The following is a 26,652-nucleotide window of genomic DNA, read 5'->3' on the forward strand; positions in this document are numbered from 1 at the left end:
ACCCGCTACGACAAACTCGCCATCGTCTACCGCGGCGCAGCCGTTCTCAACGCCATCGTCGCCTGGACCCGACGTTTGTCAGACATGCCCTAGTGGCGGCCTCGCCTCGCACGGTTCTGTGACCGTACGGCGCGCTTCGGGGAGCCGCGGCCGAATGGCTTCCGGCACGGCTGAGGCTTTCAGGTCCCGCCGAGTGCACTACGCGCCAATGCTGCTGCCGCTGGACTCACGACATCTCGCCGGGCTCGGGTGACGGGCTGGTCGGTCACGTTGCTCAGGACGTGGTGGACGGGGAGTTGGTGCAGGGGCGCCTCGGAGATAGTCCGACCGTCGGAGTAGCGCCAGCCGAATTCGGCCATCATCGCCGTTATTTTGTCGAATGGCAGTCTGGAACCGGCAGAAGCCGCCGCAAAGGCCAGCATCAGCAGGGTGGCTTGCTCCTCAAATTTCGCGTCGGATTTGGGAATCAACCGACCGGCTATATGCCCCCACAGTCTGTCGGCGTCACGCTCGGCCGTTACGCCGGCTTTGGTCAGCAAAAGCGTGCCCTTGTGCTTGCGCAGCAGCCCCAACCACTGCATGCCTTCGCGGAATCGCAGCAGTGGGTAGCATTGGACCTCGCGGTTGTGCTCGCCGATCCAATCATTCATTACAGGAACGACTTTCGACGCTTCCTCGACGTCAGCCGGCTTGAGGTATCCGGCGGCCGTCAACGGAATGCCGCCGTCTTTGGCGCGGTCCAGGAACCACTGATACGCCCGCAGGTTGTCGGCAATCGTGACCAGCGGTCGCGCACCGGTCAGCGTGAGCGCCGCCATCGTCAGGTCGTCGCCATACGGGGCGCGGGTGGGCCGATGAACCAGGTCGAGCAGGCGCGCGTCCATGCCTGCCTCACGCAGCACGAAGTACGCGCTGCCGAACCCCTTGTCGACCCGTTCCGGCTCGAACAGCGCGGGGGTCGGAGAGCACCTCGGAAAGGCTGTCGGCATCGACCAGATGCCCGCAGTCTTCTGGTGGCGCAGCTCGCTCACCGTCGACGACAACCGCTGCGGGACAGCTTGTCTGGGCGGGAATAACCTCTTCGAGACGTAACGTCAGCTCCCAGTTGTCCCCGTAATCGTAGAGGTAGTGCAGCACATCGCCGGGCTCACTGAGAGTTTCGTCGAGTCGAGTCTCGGCGGCGGGCAGGCCGCCGTCGTCTTCTGGCCACTCCTTGTTGTCCACGTCGTACGGGCAGAGGAACACCTGGCTTTGGTGGTCGAAGGCGCTACCGCCCAGTGAGAAGCGATGCAGGTGCGAATCGGTCCAGTCGAACGCCACCTGCAGGACCTGGTGCAGCAGGTCCAGAGTCAGGTCCGAGCGCAGGTCCAGCCGTCGCCAGATGGGGGATCGCTGTCATCGAGGTGCACCCGGACCCGGTAGACGACCACATCACGCCGTCGCGCGTGACGCAGATCGGGGCGCGACACCGACTCCGGCATCAGACGCAGGTACGGATCCTCGCTCGTACCGCCCACCTTCGAGCAGTCGCCGAGTCCATCGGGCACCATGTTGGTATGTCGTTGTCGGAGAGCGTGTTGCTTGAGGTGGCCGGTGACCGGAGCTACGCGCGAGGCGAGGACTACGTCCGCTACGTCCGAGGGCTCCGGATCACCGCCGAGAAGGCCTACGCGTCGGTCCAGGCCAAGCGGGTCTACGCCGTGGAGCTTGACTGGTCTGGTCCGCAACCTGACGGTTATTGCACGTGCCCGCACGCCGGCGATGGTAACTTCTGCAAGCACCTGGTCGCGGTCGGACTCGCCGTGATTGACGGCGGGGCCGTCGACGACGCCACGCCGGTGGAATCGGCGCTGAAAGCGACCGTGCAGGCGATGGATGTCGACGAGCTTCGCGAATTAGTCTTGAGCCTCGCCCACCGCGACGGCGAAGTGCGCCGCATGCTCGAGGTTCGTGCCACAGTCGTATCCGGTGATGACACGACCGCCAAGGCCGAGTTCGAAGTCTATGTGCGCAACGCCCTAGAGTTGCGCGGATTCGTCGACTATCGCGAGTCCTACGCGGTCGGGGAAGCGGCCAGTCAGGTACTCGATGAGCTTGAGCGCCACCTGAACGCGGGGTCCGCCGAGGTTGTGCGGCCGGCCCTGCTGTGCGCGTTGACCCTGCTGCGCACGATCACCGAGCAAGCTGACGACTCGTCGGGGGTGATCGGCGGTGAATGCGAGCGGGCCGCCGATTTGTACGTGCAGGCATGTCGCCTGGGTGCCCCAGACCCAGCCGAACTCGCGGAGTGGCTGGCGACGTTCCGCGCGACGTCGCCGGGATGGCCGACGCTGCTGCTCGCCGATTTCGTTGACGCATTCGACGACCATGCCCTCGAGATCTACCGCGCGGCGGTCGCGAAGTTGGACCGCCAGCACGCAGGTCGCGACCACTGGAGCCGGTTTGAAGTCGACAGCATGTTGCTGGAGCTCGCCGATCACGACGGCGACGTCGATCGAGCTATTGAGCTGCTGAACGAACGCGAGGATCCGCAGTACGGTGCGATCATCACCCGCTTGCGGGAAGCGGGACGTGACGGCGAAGTAGTGAGCTGGATCGATCGGGCGGTTGCCGAAGGCCGAATTAGCGGTCAGGGCGGCGGTAATGACTACTGGCTGAGCCCATTTGCCGTAGCCGAGACTTACCGGGGCCTCGGCCGCATCGACGACGCGATCGCCGTCCTGCGCAACGATTTCGTCAGGCGGCCTACGGTCCATGCCTTTCGATCGTTGCTGGACTTTGCCGCCACGATCGATCGCGCCGATACCGAACGCACCTGGGCGCTCGACCACGCGCGAGAACTCGCTTGTGGCTCTGGCTCGGGGTCGGTCCTGGTCCAGCTCGCCTTGAGCGAGGGAGACGTGGACGCCGCGTGGGAGGCTGCCGACCGTTACGGTCCCGGATGGGCATGGCAGGAACTCGCTACGCAAGGCGCGGAGGCTCGTCCGGTCGCCGCTGCCGATCTGTACCGCCCGCAGCTCGAGGATGACCTGCGACGTCCCAACACCAAGCTCTACCCGGGCATTGCAGCGACGCTCGCAACCATGGCCAAGTTGTATGAAAGAGGCGGTCGCAGTGCTGATTTCGCGTTGTACATCGCCAAGGTACGGCATGATTACGGCCGGCGCCCCTCGCTGATGAAAGCGCTCGAGGCGAAGGGGCTCTGCGCGACGTCACTCGACGGACGAGCGTGCGACCGCGAGCCGCGTCGATCGTAGGGACATCGTCAATCCCGTAATCGCCATTCTTGTTGCGCTACTGTTTGTCGCATTTACCGCCGCCAGCGTTTCGCCGAGCGCTCTCGCCGCCGTGGACACCTCCGTTGACGGGAGTGAAGTTCGGGGAGCAAGAACCGGTTGGGACTGAACTGCGCGCACAAGGGGCCAGGACGTGACAAGAGACGGATGGATGCCGAAACGGAGCCCGTGAAAACGCCCCACAAGCGAGCGCGGGCAGCCGTCGCCAAGCTCCTCGACATCATGCTGCTCTCGACGAAGCAGATGCGCTTCAGTGGCGGGGTGCTAATCGGATGTTGATGCGCGCGGGGTCCAGCGTCAGAGGCACCGGTTGGTGTGGGTGGAGTGTGGCATCGGTCGCCGCTGGACCCCGTTCGCTGAGCAGCGCCGTCAAAATAGCGGCGCCGAGTTGCAGCGCAAGGTCTGCTCCGGGACACCCTTGCGGGCCGTGACTGAAGAAGTTGAAAGACCACGAGGCGTGAGCGGCGCCCTCGGTCCAGGCGGTGGGATCGAAGTGATCGGCCTCGGGGAAGCGACTGGTGTCGCGGTGGTTGAAGGTGTTGACGATCATGACTTGCGTTCCTTGAGGAACTGTCTCGCCATCCCAGTCGGTGGCCTGGGTGAGGGTTCGCGCTAGCACGGGAGTACTGGGCCAGAGTCGCATCGCCTCGGACAGGCAGCCGACGAGGTAGTCGGAGCTATCCTGTTCGTCGATCCCGTTCTGTGCCTTGGCGACAACGGCGGGGTGGGTGGCCAGCAGCGCCAGACAACGCCAGAGGTTGATGGCCAGGGTGTCACCCATCGCGAACATCCAATGGATGACTTGATGGGTGGGATGAGTGATCTCGCTGGTGGGCGCCGCGGCGAAGAAGCCAACCAGGCTGTCTGCGTCTGCGGCTTGGACGTAGCGGTCCAGGGCGGCCAGGAAAGCGTCGAAGAGTTTGGGGTCGCCCTTACCGGGAGGGTTGGCCTTTCTCATCAGCGTCACTAGTTGAGTCGATAGTTGTGTGTCGTGTGTTGCGTTGTTGCCAAGGATGATTCGCCGAGCGACCCGTTGTATTGTGCGGTGGAATCCTGGCCAGTCAAGGTTGTCAGGCATAGACCTGGCTTCCTCGCGAGCGACCGCAAGGCAGCGCTCGGCGATCGCGCCGCTGCCGGTGGCGTGCGCTAGGACGGCGTTGGTGAATCGGCGGCGGTCCGACCAGTGGCTGCCCCGGGAGATGGTCAGCGCGTGTGGCTGAAACTTGTTCATCCCGGACAGTTTCGGTTCGGGGTCGGAGGCGAAAGGCTCTGGCGCGTGGGAGAGTACGAAGCGGATCTGATCGGGACCGAAGACGAGCAATGTCGGCTTGCCTGCCACGTTAACCCAAATCGGTCCGTCACCGTAACGACCGCGCAGTGCGATGAGCAGTCGGTGTACGCGGCCGGCGATCCCGGCGCGGTCTAGCGCGGCGGTCACACCGGGCCGGCGGCTAAAGAGGCCCTCGGCCAGATTGGGTAGCGCCACCAGCGTGGTGAAGCGCAGGCTCTCAGACGTGGTGGTGTGCGGGAAGGCGCGTGTGCGGCTCATCGACGGGTCGCTAGTAGAGGTGGCGGCGGTCGTCGTCGTGCCGCGGCGTGTTGAGGGCGGCGCTGATGTGGTCGAGCAGTGCGTGTCGTGCGGGCCTAGCCTCGGGGACTGGCAGTAGCGGGTAGACATGGATTGCCCCGGGCTGTTCGTGGTAGGTGATGCGGTCGGTGCCGATGCGCTCGCGTAACCGCCGGCAGTCGGCGAGGAAGATGTCGCGGTCGCCGACGTAGAGGTCGATCGGTGGAAGGTTGTGCAGGTCACCGAAGATGGGGCTGACTCGGTTGTCGTCCGTCGGTAGGTGTCGGGCCCATACCCGGCCGCACTCGCGCAGACCGGGAACCGCGAGCCAGGGGTCGCGCTTGGCGATGGTGGGTATGGCGGGATTGGTCAGTGCGATGTCGAGCCAGGGACTGATCAGGCTGAGTCCGAGGAGTGGGTTTGCACCTTCGTTGATGATCGTTTGGGTGGCTGCCAGCGCCAGTCCTGCTCCGGAGGAGTCACCGGCGATGTAGACAGGACCGTGTTGTGCGGCTCGGCCCGTCACCTCCTGCAGGAATTGGACCGCTTCCTCGGCGCAGTGTTGTGGCGCGAGACCGTAGAGTGGCACATGCACGGGGCGCCGTGTCGCGTCGGCGATCGCGCAGATGAGTCTCCAGTGCGCCGGCTTGATTTGGTTGACGTAGGCGCCGCCGTGGACGTACACCACTGATGGTCCGGCGGGGGGAATGGGCTGATTGCTGGTGGCTTGCACTGTATAGCAATCGAATCCATCGATGGTGTCGCGGTTCAGTTGGTAGCGGCCTGACGTGGCGAGTTGCGGGGGCGGTCCGCTGCTGGTCTTGGGCCGCTCGAGGTAGGCGCGCGCGCTTTGCGGCGTCGCATAAGTGCGGGGTCGGCGTATGAGGCGCCCGTAGGTCGCGATGGCGTGCATCTGCCAGGACATGAGTCTGGGTTACCGGGCGACGGCGATCTTGAACACGGCGCTGGTGATCGTTCCGAATGCGTTGTTGCCTCCGATGAATAGGCGTTTGGTGTCGTAGCCGGCGACGTCCTTCATGTTCTGGCCGCCGAAGCGGGCCGCGGCGCCGTCAGGCAGGACGACGTCGACGCCGAGCAGTCCGTGACGTACCGCGAGCCGTTCCGCACCGGAGGCGTTGGCGATCAGTTCTCCGACGGTGCGTTCAGGACGTTCGATGGGGATGGCAGGGCACGTCACACCTTGCTCGTCGAGTTTCCGCGAGAGTTCGCCCAGAGTGACTGCGGCGCCGACCACAAGGTTCAAGTTGCCGGTGTTGACCTCGACCGTGGTGTCGGCACCGTCGGCGGACGCGGCCGAACCAGGACGACGGTCTAGCGCGGCGCGCACCGCGGCCTCAAACGCGGGCAGCGCGGGTTCCTCTGGTGACAATTCGGGCAGCATGATGCCGGGGTTGAAGCGCTGTGTGGGGTCGAAGATCTGCTTGAGGGTGCGCTGGGCTGCGATCTCGATTGGGGTGAAGCGTTTGATCATGAACTGGATCTTCTCGGTACCGACACCGTGCTCACCGGTGATGGTGCCACCCAGTCTCAGTGCGGCTTCGATGATTTCGTTGTTGGCGGCCTCGAGAGCCGCGGCGGCTTTGGGGTTCTCCTTGTCGTAGAAGGTGGTCGGGTGTAGGTCGCCGTCGCCGGCATGTCCGGTGACGGCGATGAACAGCAGGGCATCGGAGTGCCGCTTGGCGGCATCCTGGATCGCCTGCTGCATCTCCGGGATGTGTTGGCGCGGGACGGTGACGTCGCCGATGAAAAAGCCTTTGCCGCTGCGCACGACGGCGTCCGGGGCATGCAGGCGCCCGTACCACAGCTTGGCGCGGGCATCGTCGTCATCGGCGCGGCGCACCTCAACAGCGTGTTCGCGTAGTACTTTTTCCACGATCTGGGCGTCGCGGTCGACCTCGTCGGCGGTGCCGTCGACGTCGATGAGCACGATGGCGTCGGCGTCGGTGGGATAGCCGGTGTCGGTGAACTGCTGCAGCCCGGCGATACCGGCGCGGTCGAGCCATTCGACCGCCGCGGGCACGGCCCCGGTCTGGATGATCGCGGCGATGGTTTCGGCCGCCTCCCGGGCGGTATCGAAGCTGCCCATCAGGCTGCGGGTGACCGGCGGGATGGGCCGCAGCGCAACGGTCGCCTCGGTCAAAATGCCCAGGGTGCCTTCCGACCCGATGAGCACACCCAGCAGGTCCGGGCCGTCGTCGTCGGCGCTGAACCGGACTACCGACCCGTCGGCGAGCACCGCCTCTACGGCCAGGACGTGGTTGTAAGTGACCCCATATTTGAGAGCGTGTGGCCCGCCGGCGTTCTCGATGATGTTTCCGCCGATTGTCGCCAGATGTGCTGATACCGGGTCCGGTGAGAACACCAGCTTGTGCGGGACCAACCGCTCCTGCAGATCGGAATTGATCACCCCGGGCTGCACCCGTGCGAAGCGCGCCTCCGGGTCGATGTCAAGGACTTGATTCATCCTCGTCAGGTCGATTACCACGCGATCGGAATCGGCAATGACTCCGGCGCTGCAATTCGACGCACCGCCGCGGGTCACCAATGAGACGTCGTGTTGGGCCGCGACTTTGACGATTGCGACGACTTCGTCGCGGGTGCGGGGGCGCAGCACCAAACCGGGCTGGCGACCGAACCCCCAGTAGTCTCTGGCATTTTCGGCCAGGGTGGCGGGGTCCGTGGCCACCGTGTCCCCGCCACCGAGTACTCCGGCGAACGCCGAGACGATCGTGTCGTCCATGAGAGTTCTCCTAGCTGCCGAATCCACCCGCGACGGGTGTGGTGCGCGCGTTGATGAGGGTGGGTCGGTCACGGTCGGCGATGCCGGCTCGGACCAACTCGTAGACTTCGTCGGAGCTGCCTGCTTCATGCGCATCGACGCCGTAGCTGGCGGCGGTTCCGACGATGTCGAGGCCCGGTATGTCGAGCCCGGGCACGTTCGGGGTCTTTTCCCAGACGCCGAATTCTTTGACCACCCCGTATTCGGCATTCGACGCCACCACCACGGTGAGCGGGACGTTGTAGCGCGCCGCACTCCACAGCGCGGTGATCGCGTAGTGGATTGAACCATCACCCATCAGCGACACGACCGGCCGATCCGGTGCCGCGATTTGCGCGCCCACTGACGCAGGAAGTCCCCAGCCGAGTCCGCCGCCCGCAGCAGACAGGTGCGACAGCGGCTGGTGCGGACGGATGCTTTCGGTCATGGGGATCTCGTTGCTGCCCGCTTCGCTGACCCACAGCGTGTCACCGGGGGCGGCGTGGCCGACGGCGGTCCACAGATCCTTTGGCTCGAGCGGCACCTGCGCCGATACCCGCTCTGGGACTGCGGCACGCGGTGTGGGCGCAGGGCGCTGGGTCGGTTTGACCGACGCGGCCAGAGCCCGCGCCGCGGTGCGGATGTCGGCGACGATCGCGTCCCCCATAGGGGCGCGGGCGGCTTCGTCGGGATCGTTGGTGATTTGGATCAAACTTGCGCCCTCGGGCAGGTACGGGCCGGGCACCAACGGGTAGTAGCGGAACACCGCAGTCCCGATCGTCAGGATGAGGTCATGGCCGGTCAGGATCTGCGAGATCCAGCCCGCACCCGGGGGCAGCGCTCCGTGATAAAGCCGGTGATTTTCGGGGAATCCGCTCCAGCCGGTCAATGGGGCGGTAAATACCGGCGATTCGGTGCGCTCAGCCAGTTGGATCATCGCGTCATAGGCGTCGTAGCGGTCGATGTCGCCGCCGACGATGATTGCTGGTGAGGTGGCGGCGTCTAGTCGCGCCGCGATTTGCTCGGCTAACTCGGTCGGGAAGCCGGTCGCGTGGGTGACGGTGCGGTCGCGCACCATGTTGATATCGGCGAGCTGGTCGTCGCTCAGTTCGATCGGCATGTCGTCCATCGGCAGCGAGACGAAAACGGGCCCCATTGGTGGGGTGGTGGCCAGGTGGATTGCGCGGGCCAGCACGGCGGGGGATTCGCTGGCGATCGCCGGCTCGGCAGCCCATTTGACGAAGGGCTTAGGGGTGGTGGTGGGTTCGTGGTTGGTCAGTAGGCAGTACTGGTTTTGCATGTTGCGGCGTTGGTTGCCCGCCGTGATGATCAGCGGCGTCTTGTTGACGTAAGCGTTGTAGATCTGGCCTTGCGCGTTACCCATGCCGGGCGCGGTGTGCAGGTTGACCACAGCGGGTCGGCGGGTGATTTGCGCGTACGCGTCGGCCATCCCGACCGGGATCATCTCCTGCAGACCCAGGAAGTAGCGGAAGTCGTCGGGGAAGTCTTGCAGCAGAGCCAATTCAGACGAGCCGGGGTTGCCGAACCAGGTGGTCAAGTTGTGTGAGCGGAACAGATCGAGGATGGCGTCGCGCACTGTGGTCATGGTTAATCATCGCTTTCAGGCCAAATTAGGGGAAGGATCAGTCGAGTTCGCCCGGCACGGGGTTCAGCGCCCAGTGCAAGGCGAAGTCGGCGACATCCTCCCACCCCGGTGCGCCGCAGGTGAAGTGGTCTCGCTGGGGGAACAGCTTGTACGCGGTGATTGCGGCCGAGTGTTTGGCGTTCTTGGTGTAGTTCTCGTGCTGCACTGCGGGCGGCAGGATGTGGTCGTGGCCGCCGGCGATGAAGAGTAGCGGCGCGCGATCGTCGTTGGCGAAGTTGTAGGTGGTGGCGGCGTTGTGCGTAACGTTGGCCAGGCCACCCTGGAACAGGATTCGCGCCGGCACCGGAACCGCGTAACGTTCGTAGGCGATCTCCGAATCAGCCGCGGTGAGTGTGTTGGTGAACGCGTAGTGGAATTGCTCTGCTGTGATGGGCACCGCCCGGTGCAGGTTGGCAGGGTTCTTCAACACCGGAAACGTAGCCCGGACCTCGGAGAACGGCAGCGCTTTGATGCCTTTGACCGCGGCACCGTCAATGCTCACCCCGGCTCGCCCGTAACCGGCGTCGAGCAAGAGCTGCACGAAGGTGCCGCCGAACGAGTGGCCCATCAAGATCGGCGGCTCGTCGAGCTCGTCAATCAGCGCCGCGAGGTGATCGAAGACCTCCCGCACCCCGAGGTCGGCCAGGGGTGCGGGATCCTCGCGCAGCGCGGCGACGCCGGCCGGACCGGGGGCCACACCGGGGTAGCCGGGGGTGAGCACGGTGAAGCCCTGAGCGCGGTAATGCGCAACCCAGTCTTCCCACGCCAGCGGCGTCATCCATAGGCCGTGGACCAGCACGATGGTCTGATCGGAGGTGGCGTTCACGAGAATTCATCTTGGTCACTGTGTGGGGGCTCGACAACGAACGGCAGCCCAAATTCGCGGTCGTGAAACCTGTGCTCGGGCACAGCGCCGCATGGCGTTCTACGATCCGGTACATGTTGCAGCAACGACCGCTGACTGCCCTCACTGATTGCGTTCGTCAACAGTCGGACATGATCGTGACGAAGGTCTTCACGCGTCTCCGCAAGGAAGTTCCCAACTACTTCCCCAGTGACGACGACAGCGGTAAGACCGTTCGGGACAACATCACCGATTACCTTGCCGAGATGCTGGATTGGATCGACCGTGGCACGGAACCAGGCCACGCCAGTTTTGATGCCGCAATTCGCTGGCGCGCCAGCCAAGGGCTGACGCTCGCCAATTTGTTGCACGCCTACCGTCTTGGGGCGGCGACCATCTGGGACGAGCTCGCCCATCTAGCAGACTCGGGCGAGATCGAAAGAGAAGCGCTGATCGGGGCAACACCGTCCATCTTCGCGTGGATGAACACGAATTCGCTTCGCGCGCATGCCGTTTTTCGTGAAATCGAGATCCGCGACGCGCGGCGTAACGAGCAAGTTCGAGCCGCCCTGCTCGACACGGTGCTGTTCAACGAATCCAGCATCGGAGCAGCGTTCTGGGACGCGGTCGCCGCCCTCGGTCTCCCACGGACAGGCCAGCTGACGGTAATCGCGGCCACCAGCGCCACGGCTTTATCAGTCGGGCACTCTCCGCCCGACATCGAGACGCTGATCTCCGCGCATCCTGCTGTTCAGGACTCGTGGTTTCGCCTCACACCGCAATCGCAACTGGGGATCGTATCGCTTCGCCGGAATCGCGCCGAAGCGCTGGACGGCATTGCCGGCACCATCTGTGCCAAGACGCCGGTCTTGATCGGGCTCAGCAGCCCCTTCACGAAAATCGCCGACTGCTCGAATGCCCGCGCCCAGGCACACGTCGCGTTGTCGGCATCATCGTCCAACCGCCCCACTACTCGTTACAACCGTGATGTCGTAGCCGTGTTGCTCGCTAGTGCGCCGGACGCCGCCACATCCGTAGTGACGGCCACCCTCGGACCAATCCTCGAGTTGCCAGACGACCGTCGTGAACCTCTTCTCACGACGGTCCACACCTGGCTACAGCTCGGTCAGTCCGTCTCGGCGACGGCCGACCAACTGCACTGTCACCGCAACACCGTCAACTACCGATTGCGCCGATTTGCCGAGCTCACCGGACGGCCTCTGTCCGACAATTTGTGGTTGGCGCAAGTCGCACTGGCGCTGGAAGCTGTCCGCACCTATCTCTGAAGATCAGGGGCGGGCACCGGCAACTTTCGTGTATTAGCGGGCGCCCCGGGCGGCTCGACCAAACAACCGGCGCATGTGTCGCGAGGGATGGCTCAGTGCCCGGCGGAGGTGAGCTGGTAATCCGCCTCGAGCAGCATCCATGCGCTGAGCTGTATCGAGAGATCGCGGCTCTCGTTCGGCCGGGACGGCCGTGACGTGTCCGCGGCCCGGGCCAAGGTTTCCAGACCTGCCGGCGCGGTGACCGGGCGGTTCCAATGCGCACCGAACAGCGGCAGACCGTTTACCTCGGCGCGGTTGCTCCAGGCCGCTCGCGCGGAGGCGTGCACGAGCTGCGCGGCGGTGGGGTCGCCCAGGGCCAGCGCGGTATGGGCGAGATAGCGGGCGAGGATGCCCATGAACAGGCCCGAGTCGTTCCCGGCGCGCCCGACGATCACGCCCCCGTCGGTGAGCCTATCCGCGGTAGCGGTGACCAGCGCCGCCGCGCGGTCGCGATGCTCTGAATTGGTTGTGCGCTGGGCTAACTCGGTCTCCAGCCCGATCGCCACGCCCTGACAGTAGGTCAGCAGGGTGTGGTTCACCAGCCCACTGCGCTCGTGTAAGCCATCGAAGATGAGGCCGCTTTCGCTGTCGCGCAGCCGGGTGTTCAGGAAATCGGCGAGTCGTTCGGCGTGCGCCAGCTCGCCGAGGCGGGCCATCGCGATGCCAGTCGGACCGATCCCGGAGGTGCTGTAGTAATCGTGCCCGATCTTCCAGGGGACCGCGCCGACGGCCGGGTTCCAGCCGTCGAGGAGGGCGGTCCGCAGCTTCGGAACGGCATTGCCGCACCGGACGCCGAGCAGCCTGTCGGCGCGTTCGAGCGCCAGCACCAGCCAGGACATGTCATCGCAGTACCCGTTCGTCCAGCTGGTGAGATTGCGGGTGTGAATGCCGCGCGCGATGGCGCTGATCCGGTCGATGCGTTCGGGCGTGCGTGCGCGGTACGCGGCATCCACCGTGCAGTCCAGCAGGTGGGCCTGCCACCAATAACACCAGCGCCCCAACAACAATCGATCGAATAGCGACGACGGCCAATGCAGCGTGCCCAGTTGCATCCCGGACTGCCACCAGAGCGTGCGCACGTGCCGCTCCATGATCGCCCGCTCTGCCAGGTCGGCCCGCTCGGCGAGCCTCGCGGGTCCGGGGGGCGACTTCTCGTTGATCGCCGCCGCCCGCGTCGGATGGGTCACCGAGGTGACCGCGACGGCGCCCGCGACCGCGAAGAACAGACCGCGTCGGCTGATCCCCTTGTTCGGGCGATCCATCCGCTCGGGCTCCCTTTGCTGGACCAGCGATGCCGGTCGGAGACGTGTCCCGGGATTCTATTCCGACACCAATGAAATTCCGAAGAGCCAGAAAACCCGGGCCGCACGTCGAGTCGATGAACGACGGTTCAACGGTGGGTCTGCGCGGTCGCCGGACCGGATCGCGCGGAGGTTCCCGACGCAGACGAGGGATAGCGACCGCCAGCCCGCCTTAGTGGCATAGACCCTGCTGCGACGCTAGCGAAAACGCCCGACGTCAGGGACTTTCGGCACTAGCCGGGCTGGGTTTTGGATGGATACCGTCGAAAGACCTTTCATGCTTTGTAGCAGGGTCAGCTGAGCGAACGGGCGGAAACCAATGTCTGTCAGCGAAACGGATTATGCCTTCGATCCCTTGAACGATCCGTACCCAGAGGAGTTCGAGTTCCTTCAGATCGGCTCGGCGATCAATGCAGATACCAATCAGCTCCTCGCCGGTGCCGAGGCATTTGATACTCAGCTTTTGCAAGACGCGCACCTGCTTGACCGTGCTCCGGGTAAGTCGGCGACCGATGTGTACGGCGACGGTTCGAGCACCGAGTCGCAAGACGCGTGGGCGTGGAGTGTATCGGGTTCCCTGACCCTGAACGCCGGGATTATTGATGCTTCGGCGAAGTTCTATATCCAGCAATCCCTCAACGCATGCCGGCGTTCATCGCAGATGAAGGTCTTCGGGCGGAGGGTTAATTCGACAATCACCACGATGAAAAAGGCCACGCACCAACAGCTGTTGGACTGCAGAACGAAACTGTTCGCCGAGAAGATGGACAGCGTCGTGAACACCGCCAAGGTTTTCAACGAGGCTGATCCCGCCAGCGTCGCAGCCCTGGTCGGTGCGCTGACCGACTTCTACGACACCTTCGGCACGGGTTACGTTGACGAGATCGATGAGGCCGCCGTGGGAATCTTCGAAGGCACCCTGAAAGGCAACAGTGTCGTCACCGAGGACACCTTCGGCATCGGCGGTGGCTTCTCGGTGTCGCTTCCGTTGGTCAGCGCCGGGATTGCGGCGGACTTCCTGAAGAAGCTGAAAAACGCCACCGCCGCGACGGATTTCACGGTGCGGGTTGCCGGCCGTCCGCTCGGCGGCAAGCCCCTGGTGTGGGCCCAGGACCAGGCCGACCTCTTTGCAAAGCTCGGCATCGACGGGTGCACCGATCCCAAGGTGTGGGAGGAGGTGTTCGAGAAGCCTTCCTTGTCGGGGATCCCGGATAATGCGCCAAAGGATCTGCCTTCGGGGCCGGGCATGCCGTCGGTCGGTTCCAAGGCAGGGGCGGCGGCAGCTCCGGAGACAGGCGCGATCAGGGATGCGATCAACACTGCGATCGAAATGATCCAGTACGACCGGTTAGATCCTGACATCCGGGAAAAGTACCCGGATCGCAAGCAGGCGCTGCAGGCCGAATTCGCCATGTTGCGAGGTCAGGCGCTGCTTACCGAGGAAATGATCAACGACCTGGCAGCCCGACCGCTGCGGTCGACCTCGGTGCCGCAGCAGGCGGGGGCTGAGGCGCGATCGCTACCGAATGTCGGTGCGGCCCCTTCCTCCCGCGCGACCGACGAGGGTGCGCCGGACGAACCGCCCGGATATGCCCCGCGAGCGTACGTCTACCAGCCCTGGTCGTATCGATTCCCGGAGCTTGCCGACATTGGCAAATTGTGCACCTCCGCCCAGGTCGTCTTCGGCCAAGCCCTGGTGTGGTTCTCGATCCGTGCCGTTTTCGCCCAGTACCTCGACTATTGCGCCCAGTACGAAAATATGCTTGGGCCAGCTATCACGGTTTCGGCCAACCAGTTCCGATACGCGTTGAAGAACGTCGGCGAATTTCTGACCGACAGGCTGAAAATCGATACGACGAAAAAAGACCTTTCCTTTGTCCAGCGTTTGGAAGAGCGACTGAAGCGCGAACTTAACGTCGATTCCCATGATCCAAACCGGTTCCCGATGTACAAACACTACGAGTTTTGGATCAAGAATTACGGATGGCTCAAAGAAATACCCTTCGGGGCGGTGGCCGTCGTCGAACACGACGGCAAATATATCTATCAGGAAAACCCGTATCCGGATTGCCCCTTGCGGCGCCGGCACGACGAGAACGAAACGACCAAAACGCTGGATACCTTCCCGTTGGCCGGGGAGTTGGTGCGGCTTAACGCTTATCGCCTCTATCCGATCATTTCCACCGACATCAACGGGGACCCCTACTTTATTTGGGTCGGGGAGCCGTCCCGGCTGACGGGCGATCATGACGACGCAGTCCTCAGGTTCAGCGGACTACTGTCTTTTTATCCGGAGCCGTGGAAACACCCATCCTACAAGCCGGGCAGCGCTGTCGGCGACTTCAATGAGACAACGTTGCCCATGCTGATCCAGCAGAGCAAAGAGGGGGCTGACGCCCTCGCCTGGGCTGAGAATGAATTTCCCAGATGCTTCCCCTGGCCCGCGGACGGCCAGCAGAAATTACAGGAGAGATGGGACAATCGCAAGGCGATGTACGGGATGAATCTGTACCCGGGCTTCGACACCGAGGATGGCTTTGGCACCCAACATCTGCTCGAGAAAGCCGCGCAGCTTGCCAAAGAAGCAAGCCGGTATGGGAAGGTCCTTCCCGACACAACGGGGGAATACGAAGACGGCTGGCCCTTACTCAAGTCCAATGAAGGGACGGTGACGAAGGCGGCATATTCGCAAGAGCACGGCGCGATCTTCTTTTGGGGACCAGGGCCACAGGGATGGGACCTCTTCGAACCACACGACATTCGCCTCGTCCCCATCAACTACGACGCGGTGAGAAACGCCAACGGCGTCAAACCCGGCGAAAACTCACCGTACAGCGTCAAGTCCGGCGGAGGCCCCATGTGGATGCAACCCAGGGCCGGCGAGCTAGTGACAAAGCTGAATGAACTCGCCGGCGATCAATCAGATTGACCGGGCCCTGAAGGCAACACCGGCATCCGCTCGGAGTTTTTCGGGACGGCTGAGTCGGGGCAATCGGCTTGCGCGAAATCTGGAAGTCGAACGAACCGTGGGGAATACAAGTCGAAATAGGAAATCGACTATAGCGACATAGGGATGGATTTACGGCCGCCGCTGCATCGGGTGTCTCGCGCTGAACAAGCAGAGTCACGCGAAGCTGTAGCTCACGCAGAATTAGCCTACGCGACTGTGGATTTGGTCTCTTCGTCTTCATTAATGCACGTGCCCCGGAGCTGAAGGGCTCAAGGCGATTATGAAAGGACTTTGGTCCCCGGCCCTAGGGTGCTAGTTCTCTATCGTCCGTAGTGCGCGAGATGTCCACTGGCACAAGGTGACAGATCGCGGTGGGTTTGTCGGCCGCCGAGTAGTTGGAACCGTTACTTACGAAAGGTCAACGAACATGCCATCGGAATCGCAGCGCAGTGCTTACGGCGACTTGGTGGAACAGGCTGGTGGGGAAGCTGACATCCCCGAACCAGTCAAACCCACGGGATCGGGATCGACTGGCGACTATGAAACAGAAACGTCCAGCGGTTCGGCCGCAGGTTATGAAACCGGGACGTCTACCGATACCGCCCAGGGGTACGAGACCGAGACATCGAGCGATACGACGAGCGGCGGGTCGGTCTCGACCGACGGCTGACTGTAACCCCGAGAACTGAGCTCCACTTTGGTTTGGCTCAAAGGTGAATAGTTGCCCGCAGCCTTGATGGATAGCAGTGCGCATGGGGTTAGGGCGATGGCGGTAAGGAAAAGGGAATGACATCGGAAGAGAACGCGGCCATGACGCCGATATCGGTAAAGCCCACGGGAGCGGCAGGAGATGACACAGATACGTCCTGCAGTAAGAGGAACGGAGGAACGGTCTCGGCCGGCAAGGCGATGAGCGTCGGCGCAAAGAGCGTTTCGAGGGGACAGCAGACGGTAGAGGAGTTGCTGCAACATGCGCGGCAACTCCGCGGTGCCGCCGCGACCTGCCGCAACAACATTGACAACCTAGGGTGGTCATGGTGCACCGTCACGATCGCGTTTGAAAACAGGACGGTCACGATAGAAGAAGCCGAAGCGTACGCCGCCGAACTCGAGCGCAGGGCATGGCAATTGGCGATGGCTCCGTTCAGCATCACCGTCGACAAGGAGACCGCCCGCCCGAACGACACCGTCACCTTCACCCTGGAAGGCAACCCCGTCGGCACCATGAGCTGGGACGGGGACGGCAACCCGGCGACCGGCACCGGTGACTCGTTCGCGACAACTTTCGCCACGCCTGGCGAGCACGTCGTCCAAGCGACGGTAACCACGGCATACGGAACCCGAACTAGCTCGAAACAGGTGTGGATCGAAGCTGTCATCAAAGAAGCCTCCGGACCGGCATGGGTAAGCCGCTTTCCGAGCAGCCAAAGTCTGGACGAGCTCATCGAGAAATCACCGAAGACGGGGCGTCCCTTTCGCAAGGACGTGGCCGATTTCATCGCGGCGCTGGAAAAAGGCGGTGCAAATGTGCCGGCAGGCGAAATATTCACCAAGCGCCCCCTCGAACGGCAGTACTTGATGTATCACGCATGGCGCGTCGCGCACGGCACCGAAAATCCTGCCGACGTGCCCCCGTGGCCCAGGGTCGACATCTGCTGGAACCACCTCAACGCGAACGGCGATTCGGACGAACCGGCCTCTCGCGCCGCGGCTGAGCGCATGGTGAAGGACTACCACATCAAGTCCATGCCTGCCGACCCAAGCGGAACGGGGGACAAGGTGCCCCGGCACGTGGAGGGACGGGCCGTCGACATGAACATCTCCTGGATCGGCGATCTCAGACTCGATGGCGAGGTAGTGCCGGGTGGGACCGGCGATCCCGAAAAGGACGTCATCAACGCCAAGCTGCTGGAAGTCGCGAGGCGGAAGTACGGGCTGATCAAAGGTGGCGGCAAGAGCGACTGGCCGCACTGGTCCGATGATGGTCGATGAACCGTTCGGCAGAAGTTTCAGGTGCCAACGAGCTGCACGACAGCAGGAATATCGCTGATATCAAACCACTGGGGCGAGACGGCGAAAGGTACGGAAGCTATTGCAACGCAGTCGCTTGCATATAATACCGACTAAGGGGATTTGATGAGCCAGCGTAGGGGTCTTCGCGTCGTTGTTGACGGCGACTTACCCAAGGAGGTGCTCGAGCGGATCAGCGTGGCGGTTCAACAAGCCGTACGCCATGAAGTCGCCAACATCGACCTGCTGCGGGAGTACACTGAATGTGCACCAAAGGGTGCCGAGCCCGATGGGACGAGCCCGCCCGATGAGCCGCCGGTCATGGGAATCGTTTTGGCCGAACCAACCTGAATACAAAGCATGACCAGGGAGCGAGCGGTCCCACCCCGTCAGGCCCAGGGCGAACTGACCTGTCCGAGTAGTAACTGCGTTGCGGGAAACCTTGCCATCGGAATCGTTGGGCCGGATCGCACGGTTATGCATATTCACCCGCCGCTAGAAGTGGACGACGACTTTGTCGTACGGGCCTTCGCCGCAAGTCCGCAAGCGCCTGAATCGCGCTTGAGGTTTGCGGGTCCATGCATCACTACGTCATGTCTGCAGTGGACCGGCAGCCGGTGCTCCGTGGGCGATGCAGTTGCCGCTGCATCGCATCCGGATTCGAACCCTCTGCCGGCATGCTCGATACGCTCGACGTGCAGGTGGTGGTCACAAAACGGCTCGGCCGCCTGCCGATCATGTTCACTAGTGATCCACACACCGCCTGTGATCGGCGCGGGGCGAGTCGCACGGACGAAAAGGTCGAATCTGCCGGCCTTTCCGGGGTCGGGTGCCGCCGTTACCGAGACCCCAGACCTGGCTGCAACGAGCCCGACTGCTCCTCTTGCTCCCGAGGTTCGTGGACGATCATTTGCTACCAATCAGCTGCGGAGTCAATGATTCCGGGATGTTCAGAAGTTCCAGCTGGACAACGCCGAAGGCAAAGGCGTCGGCGATCGATTTGCCGGCGCCGAGGGCCTGATAGAACCCTGCGGCGAATGCGACCGCCGCGGGATCTCCGATCGCCTTCTTCATGCCCACCACGTAGGGCACCGCCCGAGCTATTGCTTCAGCTTGCTCGGCCGAGAAGCACGCGTTGAGCAGTACGCACTCCACTCCTCCTGCGGTGCGGAACAGGGCCGCAAGCGCCTCGGGCGCGACCGCCTGCATCTCGCCGGTGAGGGATTCCAAACAAACCGCTCCCGCCGAGGTGCCGTGGCCGGAGAAATGCACAATCCTCGGGTTCTCCTCGAGTATCGCCTGGGTCAGATCGGCAACTCGAGCCGCGAAACGCTCCACGAGTCGGTATCGGTCTCGGTAACGGGCGGCTTGCAGCATTTGCTGAATACCGCGCAGCTCCTCCCCGAGCTGAAGATGAGATGCGTCGGTCGGTTCAGCGGCCACAAACAGTACGGTGATCTTCTCCTGATCCGGGGTGTAAGGAGCCGGTTCTGCTGTGTGCTTGGGTTCGAGCGCGGCGTTCGCTCGTGTCCGACGCAGCGCGATAATCGACCCCACCGATGTGATCAACGTTGCAATCGAACTTATCACCGCAGCAAATGTATTGACCCCAACGCCGCCGTTCTTGAACGCGTCAAAGGAACCAGCCTTATTGGCGCCTTCTTTGGCGTTGTGGGCGATTATGCTGACGGGGATTCGTCCGTCCAGGCCGACAAGGTCGACTGACTGGACGCCGATACTCATGCCATGGCCGCCCACGGCGTTGGCGGTTACCCGCCACGTCCAAGATTGCTTCGTCTGGGACCGCTCGATGTGAAAGGGGCCTGCTATGTCGATGTCGGGTGATTCGGAAGTCGCCTGGGCGGATACATCGTTTGGCAAGTCGCCGATTGGACACGGGGTGATGACGAGCTTGACTTCGGCCCCTTCGCCGACGACAAGCTCCGCCGGCGCTTTGAGGTCCCAGCAGGTGGGCAGATTGTAAGTGCCCCTTGAGTCCGGGGGTTCGCCCGGTGCCGGCGGGATTTTTAAGATGTTCGGTTCGATTACCCCACGCTGCTCGGCGACCGCGGGCGGTGGGTGTTCCCGGTGATTCAAGGTCAAGACGACGAGAAGATAGGTTCCAGCCCCAATAAGTATCGCGAACGCGATCACCAGGACACGGCGAAGCAAGGACAGTGGACCGCGCAATCTCGTACTCACCCCGCTCGTTCGTGGATCAGTGATTTGGGATTCGTGACAAATGGGTTGCGGCGGACACGCGTGGCGGGGGAGTTCGCGTCCGGCATCCTCATCGATTCGGGGGTCATCGGAGGCTCGGGTTCAAGTCGACGTTCCGGGCGGCTTGAGGCTCACTCGGCCAACGGTGTTGTGAGCAACATGTTTTCGACTCCGTCGCCGTAGGCGAACAGGTTTGGTTGCTGTGTGAAGGGCAGCCGCGCCTTGACCGCTATATGCAAGTCCTGATAGTTGCCGGTGAACGCGCCAGCTCCCCACGCATTCAGGAACGACTCGGTGAAGGCTCCGTTCGTGGTGCCATCCATCGACGTCTGCCAGTCTTGGCATCCCGACATGAGGATGACTTTCACATGCGATTTCGGCAGCGCCAGGCAGGCGCCCGACAAACTGCGCTTTTCGTACTGGTCACGGTGCGCTTTGAATTCGGCGAAAGTCACCGTGGTGGGTGCCCACTTCACCCTCGGCGCGCTAATCTCGGCGCCTCGCATGGTCGGCTGCGACTCGACCATTTCCCGGCGACCGACTAGGGCTTCTCTGGTTATCGTGCCGCTATGACAGCTGTCCGAAAGCACGAAGATTCGGACTCCGGGGGCGAACTCGCTTAGCGCACCGTAGATCTCGTCATCGAGAAGCTGGGTGTCATACAGCACCCAGGTCTCGTCCATGGTGTCCGGGACGTCGCCGCTCTGCGTGGCTTCATCGCCGTCGAGATCAGGCACTTGTCCACCATGACCGGAATAGGTCAAGAAGAAGAAGCCACCGCTGGGAAGTTCAGCCGCTGCCCGACGGATGCCCGCTTCTACAGCAGTGACTGTGGCTTCGCGGGTGAGTAGTACGGCCGGTTCGAAGCCCCTGCCTCGGGCGACGTCGGCCATCGCTTTAGCGTCGGCTTCGCACGCCCTCAGCTCTCCGCACCACCCTCCATAGCTCGCAGGGTCAACCTGGTTGAGGCCGATGTGCAGCGATCGGCGTTTCGTTGAGTCCACGTGACCTCCGTTCGAATGGTGAGTTCGGTTGGTTGAGAAGTGCGACCGCGACCGAATTACGCATCGCCTGAGCTCCCGGCCGCGCCGCGGTGCTGCCGGACTTCCCACCAGCGTTTCCTGGCCTCGTTCGCCTGCTTTTGTACAAAGATCGCGGCAGTCCCCGTTGCGATGGAGCCCAGCGCCACCACCATCGCAACGATGAGCTGGCTCCGGTCCGGATGTGCCGTCAGCCGCCAGATCGAGACCACCAACGAGACAGTGACTGCCGCAGTCAACGCAAGGACGAGCAGCTGAGATATCGCATAGATCGCGTACTGAGTGATTTGGATGATCGCGAGCTGGCTGTCTTGTTCCGGGCCAATGCCGACGCCTCGGAGCTTGACTTCGCCGGGTTGCCCCCCGGCGGGGTATGCCCGTGCCAAATGCTCACGGAACGACGCGTCCTGGTCCTCGACCATTGCTCACCTCAATCACGCAGCGTCGCATGGCAAAAAGCGTAACCGCGATGCGCGTCCGGCGACAGACCTCGATTCCAGCCAGAACAGGCACCTCGAATTTCGCCGAAAGTCTGGACAGCCTCCAATTGTCGCCGCGGGGTCTTTGGTCCCTAGTAGCGCAGCGTCAGGTATGACACGCTGAAAATGCCTGCAGTGTTCCTGAGGGGGTACAATGATGCGGCTCATCGACTTCTCCGCCAACAATATCCCACCGGAGCAGATAAAGGCTGCCGGCTATGACGGCGTAGTAGCCTACGTGTCGGAATCGCGACCGGGCGCTCACTTTGGCGCCAAGCCATTGTCCCGCGAGTATGCGGATGCGCTTCGCACGCAGGGCTTGGAGATCGTCAGCAATTTCCAATACGGCAAGCCCGGCGATCCGACGCCCTCGGACTTCACGCGAGGCTTCGACGGTGGTGTTGCCGACGCCGCAACGGCCATGCGCTTGCACGCCGCCGCAGGAGGTCCGGACACCGCGCCGATCATGTTCACCATCGATGAAGACATTGACCTCTCCACCTGGAATGCCGTTGCTGTCAAATGGTTCCGGGGGATCAATTCCGTTCTGGGCGTCGAGCGGACCGGCATCTACGGCCATGCGCGCGTCTGCGCATGGGCGATCCAGGACGGGGTGGTGGGCCACTCGACGACTCCCGGGCGGCATTGGGTATGGCAGACCAGGGCGTGGTCGTGCGGCGGTCGAGAACCGACTGCGGTGTTGTACCAGGACGTGATAGACACCGCGTCGAATCCGGGCCCCGTCGTGGGTGGGATGCGCGTCGATGTGAGTGAGGTACTGGCAGATGATTTCGGCCAATGGAGTCTCCATCGCGCAACGGCCCCTCGGTTCGAGGAGAGCAAAGAAATACAGAGCCCGTATCACGGTTCGCGCGACGGCGTGGGGGTGCGATGGTTCGTTTTGCATACCGAAGACGGGGACAGCAGGTCGGCGCGTAATCTCGCCCGATATCTCGCGCACAATGACAGCGAAGTCTCTTATCACTACACGGTCGACAATGAAGGTTGTCTGTACAACATCGTCGATACGGACGAATACGCCAACTCCGTCTTCCAGCCGGGAAATTCCAAGTCCATCAATTTGGCTTTCGCGGGTTCATGGGCGGGCTGGTCGCGGCAGGAGTGGTTCGACCGCATGCAACGCGGCATCGACGTAGCTGCCTACGTCGCGGTGCGCGACACGCGCCGCTACGGGTTGCAGACTCGCGTCATCAGCCCCGAAGAAGCGGTGCAGCAAACCGGAATCACTGATCACAACGGGGTGCGGATCGCGACTGGTACCGGAAACCATACTGACGTCGGTCCTGGTTTCCCGTGGGATTACTTCAGGGAGAAGCTCGCCGAGTACTCCGGAGAAGCCGCGGCCGCAAAGGGCGCTCCGACATTTGGCGTACCGGCCTTTCCCGGCACACCGGTCGTGGCGGGCGCGGCCGGCAGCCGCGTCATCGCGATCCAGGATCGGTTGAACACCGTGGCCGACGCCGGCCTGCTGGTCGACGGTGAGTTCTCGGCGTTGACGGGTCAGGCGGTTCGCGACTTCCAGAAGAATCGCGGGCTGCTTGTCGACGGCGAGGTGGGCCCGACGACCTGGACCGAACTGTTCACGGGTCGGGTCGCCCAGGTAGGGAGCGAGCGCGCGCTGCGGGCCTTCGCGCCGACCAAAGACGTTACGGGCCCGGGGATCACCAGCTCGGTCGCGATGGAGGTGGCCGACCTCGGCATCATGCGGTGGGATCCCGACCGGCAAGCGATCGCCGCGATGTTCGGTGATAACTTCGAGCGCCTGGGACCAGACGGGCGATGGCAGGGCGAGTGGCAGTCGCCCTCGATTGTGATGTACGACAGGGACTACAACGTCTTGGGGATACCCGAGGCGGGAAACTGCATCGGCACCGGCAGGCGTCGACAGCTGTGGCCTTACCAGCACGACAATCCGGAATACAGCACCATTCTGCCCTGCGACTTCATCAAGATCGGGGACTGGTGGCACGTCGCGGCCATGGTGACCAAAGGTCTCGGCAACGAGCTGCGCACGGAGTTCCATCGCAGCCGCGATCTGGTCACCTGGCAGGCATACCCCGAGCTGTCGCTGCCCCACCGCCCGCAGCCGATCCATCCCGGCAACGTCATGCTGACGTTCGACCGAATCGGGGACTGGGTCTACATTTTCGGCACCGGTGGGCTGGCTCGCAACAAACCGATCTGGATGTGGCGGAACCGGGCCAGCGACTTCCCGCTGGGCCTTTGGGAGCCATGGGGCTGGGACGGCTATCGCTGGGGCTGGGGCATCCGCAACGAGGACACCCCGATACTCGAGGGCGAGTTCGGGGAGCTGAGTTTCCGCCACCTGCAGGGCAACTGCGTGCTGTCCTTCTTCGATCGCGCAGGCTACAAGCAACAGGTCAGGACGGTGCAAAACCCCGAAGACGACTGGCGGTTCGGCGCCAACGTCGTCGACTACGTCAGGGGTGAACAGATCCCAAACCCGTACGGCGGCTATATCTCACCGCTGAGCCGCCTCAACGAACCCGACGGCATGCACTTCTTTGTCAGCCAGTGGGACGGCCAGCACGATTGGCCGTACCGGGTCTACCTGGTGAAGGACGCGTTGCACGCGAGAGGGCGGCTCGCCGAAGAGCCGGTCCGTGGCCCGCGCGCCAAGTCGATCCTGCCGCCGTCCGAAGCGGACCCGGACCGGTTCCCGCTGCCTGCCGGTTGCTACTGGGGCCCGGTGTACGGCCCGGAAGAGTCCTGGTCCAACGTGTCCGGCACTGAGTCGAAATCGTCCAAAGACGCCCTGACCCGCTGGCAGGAGGCCGTCGGGATTGCCGGGACGGGCGTCTACGACAACGCCACCAAGGAGGTCGCCGCGCGGCTGCAGGCCCTCAACGGATGGCGCCCGGTCACCGGCACCGTGTCCGAGCGTGAGTGGGACGAAGTCATCCGCACCGGCTGGCGGCCACCCACACCGGTCGCGGCGACGCCCGGCACCGTCCAAGCCCCGGCCGGCTACCAGATCAAGTGGCGGTCGGGGCCGGGCTACTCGGAAGGGCACGGAGCGTATCTGCGAATCTATCTGCACACCACCGAAAATCAGGATTGGATGGCCAGCGCCGAGGATGTGGCCGACTACCAGTCCGGGAGCCAGGACGGCAGCTACCACTTCCTGATCGACGACGACCACATCATCAACACCGTGGCCACCAAGGACACGGCGTGGGGGGTGCGCAAAGACAACGTGGTGAGCGTGCAGATCGCAATGGTGGCGACCTCGGGAACAGTCGGATGCTGGGGATCCGAAAGTCGGTCAGAGGAAAACCCCAATGTCGAACACCAGCCGAAGACAAGGGATCAGTGGTTGGCTCACGACAAGATGCTCGACATGGTCGCCTTCACGATCGCCACCGTCGCCGCGGGGTACGACATCCCGCTCGAGTGGCTCGACGTCGAGGCCGTGGGAGCCAACCGCAAAGGGGTCAGCAGCCACTTCAACTACTCCTACGGATCGGTTCTCCTGCATGGTGAGCAGGACAGCGATCACTGGGACGTCCCGCACACCTTCCCCCACGATGTGGTCCTGGACGCGGCCAACACCTATCTGGGACTGATCAGGGACCCCGATCGGTTCCCGCTGCCGCCCGGACACTATTGGGGACCGCTGGACGGGCCGGCCGAGTCGTGGTCGAACACCTATGGCGGCGAACCGCAGTCGTCGAAGGACGGGCTGACGCGATGGCAGCAGACCGTCGGTATCACGGCGTCGGGCATCTATGACTACGCCACTAAGCGCGCGGCAACCCGGTTGCAGGAGGAGCGCGGCTGGGCCGTCACCGGGCATGTGTCCGAACGTGAGTGGGAAGAAGCGATCCGCAACGGCTGGCGACTGGCGGCGACCAAGGGACTACGGGCCGTGCCACCGCCCGACGTCGACCCCGGACCGCCGGTGAGCCGCGCGGAGAAGATCAGAGACGTTACCGGACCGGGCTACACCGACGGTTTCGGTATCGGCGGAACGGATCTCGGCGTGCTCGCGCGGACTCCGTCGGGTCGGATCTTGGCGGTATTCGGCGACACCTTCATCGAGAACCGTGCCGGTGGCCCCGGGTGGCGCGCCCCCGTCGCGCTCTTCTCCGACACTAAGCGCCTCGACGAGGGCATCACCTGGAGTGACGCCGCCGGCGGCGACCGGAACTGGGCGTGCCAACTCTGGCCGTACTCGCACGACCCGTATTCGACCGTCCTGCCCTCCGACATCCTCACGCTGGGTGACGCCATGTACATGCATGTCATGGGCAATCTGGGTCGCTTCGGCAATGTCTGCTTCACCGAGATTTGGAAGTCCATCGACGACGGCCACACGTGGTTCCGCCCCGGCACCCAGCTGTGGGACCCCGGCCGGCACGGCGGACGCGCTCAGCTCTGGACGTGGGACGTCGGGGACGACGGCTGGGTCTACGTGATCTCCACCGGTTTCCAGCGCGACAAGCCGATCATCCTGCGCCGGGTCCCGGCGGAGCCCGACAAGATCATCGACTGGAACGCGTACCAGGGATGGGGTATCGGTCCCGACGGCAAATGGAATTGGGGCAACGAGCCGACGCCAGTGCTCGACGGACCGGGATTCGACCAGTTCGGTGAGATGTGTCTGCGGCGGATCAACGACCAGTGGGTCCTCGCCTCCTTCATCGACGGCATGCCGGGCAGAATCGATGTCCGGGTCTTTCCCAATTTCGACCACACCAACCTCTATGACGCGCCCAATATCAGCCCGATCCACGGATGTGACTGGGGCCAGGAGGGACCGGATGCGGTCGCTCAGCTGTATGGCCCCTCGATCATCCCCGGCTCGCGCTTGGACGGCGGCTTCCACATCCTGCTCAGCCAGTGGCACACCGATCCACCCGGATGGCCCTACCACGCCATGCAATTCAAGATCCCGCTACCAGGCACCCGTTCGCTAGGCAGCTCGACCCGCACCACCGCTGCTGCGCCGGCCGCGGGAACGACGCGGCCGCTGCGCGAGGGGAACGGCGAGGTCAAGTCGCGCTCGCGAAGCGTCGCCAAGGCCGCGGAGCATCGCGGTACGGGAAGGAAGACGCCCGCGCGGGGCAGCGGACGCGGATCGAAATAACGGCATCCGAACCCCCTGTGTTGCGCGATATCTCGAGATGTCCTGAAGAAGGCTCGACCGGCCGG

At 63.5% G+C, this 26,652-nt stretch carries 18 protein-coding genes and 1 pseudogene; 8 read left to right on the plus strand and 11 right to left on the minus strand.

Annotation, left to right across the window (positions count from 1 at the left end):
* Positions 1 to 179: 179 nt before the first annotated feature.
* Together SKC42_RS15550 and SKC42_RS15555 are read right to left on the minus strand one after the other, a co-directional pair.
* A complete protein-coding gene (locus SKC42_RS15550) occupies positions 180 to 884 on the minus strand; it encodes a hypothetical protein (protein ID WP_330965193.1) in 705 nt (234 codons plus the stop codon).
* Between the two features lie 7 nt (positions 885 to 891).
* Positions 892 to 1,383: a plasmid pRiA4b ORF-3 family protein gene (locus tag SKC42_RS15555; RefSeq protein WP_330965350.1), complete on the minus strand. Its 492-nt coding sequence runs from the start codon at positions 1,381 to 1,383 to the stop codon at positions 892 to 894.
* Between the two features lie 173 nt (positions 1,384 to 1,556).
* Here SKC42_RS15555 and SKC42_RS15560 point away from each other — a divergent pair, with 173 nt between their 5' ends.
* Positions 1,557 to 3,257, plus strand: coding sequence for an SWIM zinc finger family protein (locus tag SKC42_RS15560; protein WP_330965194.1), 1,701 nt, complete (start codon positions 1,557 to 1,559; stop codon positions 3,255 to 3,257).
* A 289-nt stretch (positions 3,258 to 3,546) separates the two neighbouring features.
* Here the strand turns inward: SKC42_RS15560 and SKC42_RS15565 are convergent, their stop codons facing one another.
* The 5 genes from SKC42_RS15565 to SKC42_RS15585 are packed head-to-tail and all read right to left on the minus strand — an operon-like array spanning position 3,547 to position 10,113.
* On the minus strand, positions 3,547 to 4,845 hold the full coding sequence (locus SKC42_RS15565; RefSeq protein WP_330965195.1) for a cytochrome P450: 1,299 nt from the start codon (positions 4,843 to 4,845) through the stop codon (positions 3,547 to 3,549).
* Positions 4,846 to 4,855: 10 nt separating this feature from the next.
* Entirely contained in the window at positions 4,856 to 5,788 is a 933-nt protein-coding gene (locus SKC42_RS15570) for an alpha/beta hydrolase (protein ID WP_330965196.1), read from the minus strand.
* 9 nt (positions 5,789 to 5,797) lie between these two features.
* Positions 5,798 to 7,624, minus strand: coding sequence for an FAD-binding oxidoreductase (locus SKC42_RS15575; RefSeq protein ID WP_330965197.1), 1,827 nt, complete (start codon positions 7,622 to 7,624; stop codon positions 5,798 to 5,800).
* Positions 7,625 to 7,634: 10 nt separating this feature from the next.
* The gene (mdlC, locus tag SKC42_RS15580; protein WP_330965198.1) at positions 7,635 to 9,248 is read right to left on the minus strand and encodes a benzoylformate decarboxylase; all 1,614 of its coding nucleotides are present in this window, start codon (positions 9,246 to 9,248) and stop codon (positions 7,635 to 7,637) included.
* 37 nt (positions 9,249 to 9,285) lie between these two features.
* A complete protein-coding gene (locus SKC42_RS15585) occupies positions 9,286 to 10,113 on the minus strand; it encodes an alpha/beta hydrolase (protein ID WP_330965199.1) in 828 nt (275 codons plus the stop codon).
* Between the two features lie 113 nt (positions 10,114 to 10,226).
* On the opposite strand from SKC42_RS15585, the gene SKC42_RS15590 reads away from it, so the two are divergent.
* Complete coding sequence (locus tag SKC42_RS15590) at positions 10,227 to 11,417, plus strand: PucR family transcriptional regulator (protein ID WP_330965200.1); 1,191 nt, start codon at positions 10,227 to 10,229, stop codon at positions 11,415 to 11,417.
* Between the two features lie 92 nt (positions 11,418 to 11,509).
* On the opposite strand, the gene SKC42_RS15595 is transcribed toward SKC42_RS15590, so the two are convergent.
* Complete coding sequence (locus SKC42_RS15595) at positions 11,510 to 12,718, minus strand: glycoside hydrolase family 76 protein (protein WP_330965201.1); 1,209 nt, start codon at positions 12,716 to 12,718, stop codon at positions 11,510 to 11,512.
* Positions 12,719 to 13,076: 358 nt separating this feature from the next.
* Here SKC42_RS15595 and SKC42_RS15600 point away from each other — a divergent pair, with 358 nt between their 5' ends.
* The 4 genes from SKC42_RS15600 to SKC42_RS15615 all read left to right on the plus strand — a co-directional run bounded on the left by SKC42_RS15600 (position 13,077) and on the right by SKC42_RS15615 (position 18,068).
* Positions 13,077 to 15,686 carry a hypothetical protein gene (locus SKC42_RS15600; RefSeq protein WP_330965202.1) on the plus strand — a complete coding sequence of 870 codons (2,610 nt, stop codon included), beginning with the start codon at positions 13,077 to 13,079 and terminating at the stop codon, positions 15,684 to 15,686.
* A gap of 448 nt (positions 15,687 to 16,134) precedes the next feature.
* Positions 16,135 to 16,377 carry a hypothetical protein gene (locus SKC42_RS15605; RefSeq protein ID WP_330965203.1) on the plus strand — a complete coding sequence of 81 codons (243 nt, stop codon included), beginning with the start codon at positions 16,135 to 16,137 and terminating at the stop codon, positions 16,375 to 16,377.
* 116 nt (positions 16,378 to 16,493) lie between these two features.
* Positions 16,494 to 17,699, plus strand: coding sequence for a PKD domain-containing protein (locus SKC42_RS15610; protein WP_330965204.1), 1,206 nt, complete (start codon positions 16,494 to 16,496; stop codon positions 17,697 to 17,699).
* A 144-nt stretch (positions 17,700 to 17,843) separates the two neighbouring features.
* On the plus strand, positions 17,844 to 18,068 hold the full coding sequence (locus tag SKC42_RS15615; protein ID WP_330965205.1) for a hypothetical protein: 225 nt from the start codon (positions 17,844 to 17,846) through the stop codon (positions 18,066 to 18,068).
* Between the two features lie 555 nt (positions 18,069 to 18,623).
* Here SKC42_RS15615 and SKC42_RS15620 read toward each other — a convergent pair.
* The 3 genes from SKC42_RS15620 to SKC42_RS15630 all read right to left on the minus strand — a co-directional run bounded on the left by SKC42_RS15620 (position 18,624) and on the right by SKC42_RS15630 (position 21,399).
* Positions 18,624 to 19,871, minus strand: coding sequence for a CHAT domain-containing protein (locus SKC42_RS15620; protein ID WP_330965206.1), 1,248 nt, complete (start codon positions 19,869 to 19,871; stop codon positions 18,624 to 18,626).
* A gap of 197 nt (positions 19,872 to 20,068) precedes the next feature.
* Positions 20,069 to 21,049, minus strand: coding sequence for a caspase family protein (locus SKC42_RS15625; RefSeq protein WP_330965207.1), 981 nt, complete (start codon positions 21,047 to 21,049; stop codon positions 20,069 to 20,071).
* Positions 20,998 to 21,399 carry a hypothetical protein gene (locus tag SKC42_RS15630; protein ID WP_330965208.1) on the minus strand — a complete coding sequence of 134 codons (402 nt, stop codon included), beginning with the start codon at positions 21,397 to 21,399 and terminating at the stop codon, positions 20,998 to 21,000. Before SKC42_RS15630 ends, SKC42_RS15625 begins: the two co-directional genes overlap by 52 nt.
* A gap of 211 nt (positions 21,400 to 21,610) precedes the next feature.
* Here SKC42_RS15630 and SKC42_RS15635 point away from each other — a divergent pair.
* Both SKC42_RS15635 and SKC42_RS15640 read left to right on the plus strand, forming a co-directional pair.
* Positions 21,611 to 22,270: pseudogene (locus SKC42_RS15635) on the plus strand (DUF1906 domain-containing protein); the annotation flags it as partial.
* Between the two features lie 72 nt (positions 22,271 to 22,342).
* On the plus strand, positions 22,343 to 26,587 hold the full coding sequence (locus tag SKC42_RS15640; RefSeq protein ID WP_330965351.1) for a DUF4185 domain-containing protein: 4,245 nt from the start codon (positions 22,343 to 22,345) through the stop codon (positions 26,585 to 26,587).
* The last annotated feature ends 65 nt before the right edge of the window (positions 26,588 to 26,652 follow it).

This window comes from Mycobacterium sp. 050134 (assembly GCF_036409085.1).
GTDB lineage: Bacteria > Actinomycetota > Actinomycetes > Mycobacteriales > Mycobacteriaceae > Mycobacterium.

Coding starts and splice junctions, on each gene's coding strand:
- SKC42_RS15550 (WP_330965193.1), bottom strand. CDS start 884: ATGGACGCGCGCCTGCTCGACCTGGTTCATCGGCCCACCCGCGCCCCG.
- SKC42_RS15560 (WP_330965194.1), top strand. CDS start 1,557: ATGTCGTTGTCGGAGAGCGTGTTGCTTGAGGTGGCCGGTGACCGGAGC.
- SKC42_RS15565 (WP_330965195.1), bottom strand. CDS start 4,845: ATGAGCCGCACACGCGCCTTCCCGCACACCACCACGTCTGAGAGCCTG.
- SKC42_RS15570 (WP_330965196.1), bottom strand. CDS start 5,788: ATGTCCTGGCAGATGCACGCCATCGCGACCTACGGGCGCCTCATACGC.
- SKC42_RS15575 (WP_330965197.1), bottom strand. CDS start 7,624: ATGGACGACACGATCGTCTCGGCGTTCGCCGGAGTACTCGGTGGCGGG.
- mdlC (WP_330965198.1), bottom strand. CDS start 9,248: ATGACCACAGTGCGCGACGCCATCCTCGATCTGTTCCGCTCACACAAC.
- SKC42_RS15590 (WP_330965200.1), top strand. CDS start 10,227: ATGTTGCAGCAACGACCGCTGACTGCCCTCACTGATTGCGTTCGTCAA.
- SKC42_RS15595 (WP_330965201.1), bottom strand. CDS start 12,718: ATGGATCGCCCGAACAAGGGGATCAGCCGACGCGGTCTGTTCTTCGCG.
- SKC42_RS15600 (WP_330965202.1), top strand. CDS start 13,077: ATGTCTGTCAGCGAAACGGATTATGCCTTCGATCCCTTGAACGATCCG.
- SKC42_RS15605 (WP_330965203.1), top strand. CDS start 16,135: ATGCCATCGGAATCGCAGCGCAGTGCTTACGGCGACTTGGTGGAACAG.
- SKC42_RS15610 (WP_330965204.1), top strand. CDS start 16,494: ATGACATCGGAAGAGAACGCGGCCATGACGCCGATATCGGTAAAGCCC.
- SKC42_RS15615 (WP_330965205.1), top strand. CDS start 17,844: ATGAGCCAGCGTAGGGGTCTTCGCGTCGTTGTTGACGGCGACTTACCC.
- SKC42_RS15630 (WP_330965208.1), bottom strand. CDS start 21,399: ATGGTCGAGGACCAGGACGCGTCGTTCCGTGAGCATTTGGCACGGGCA.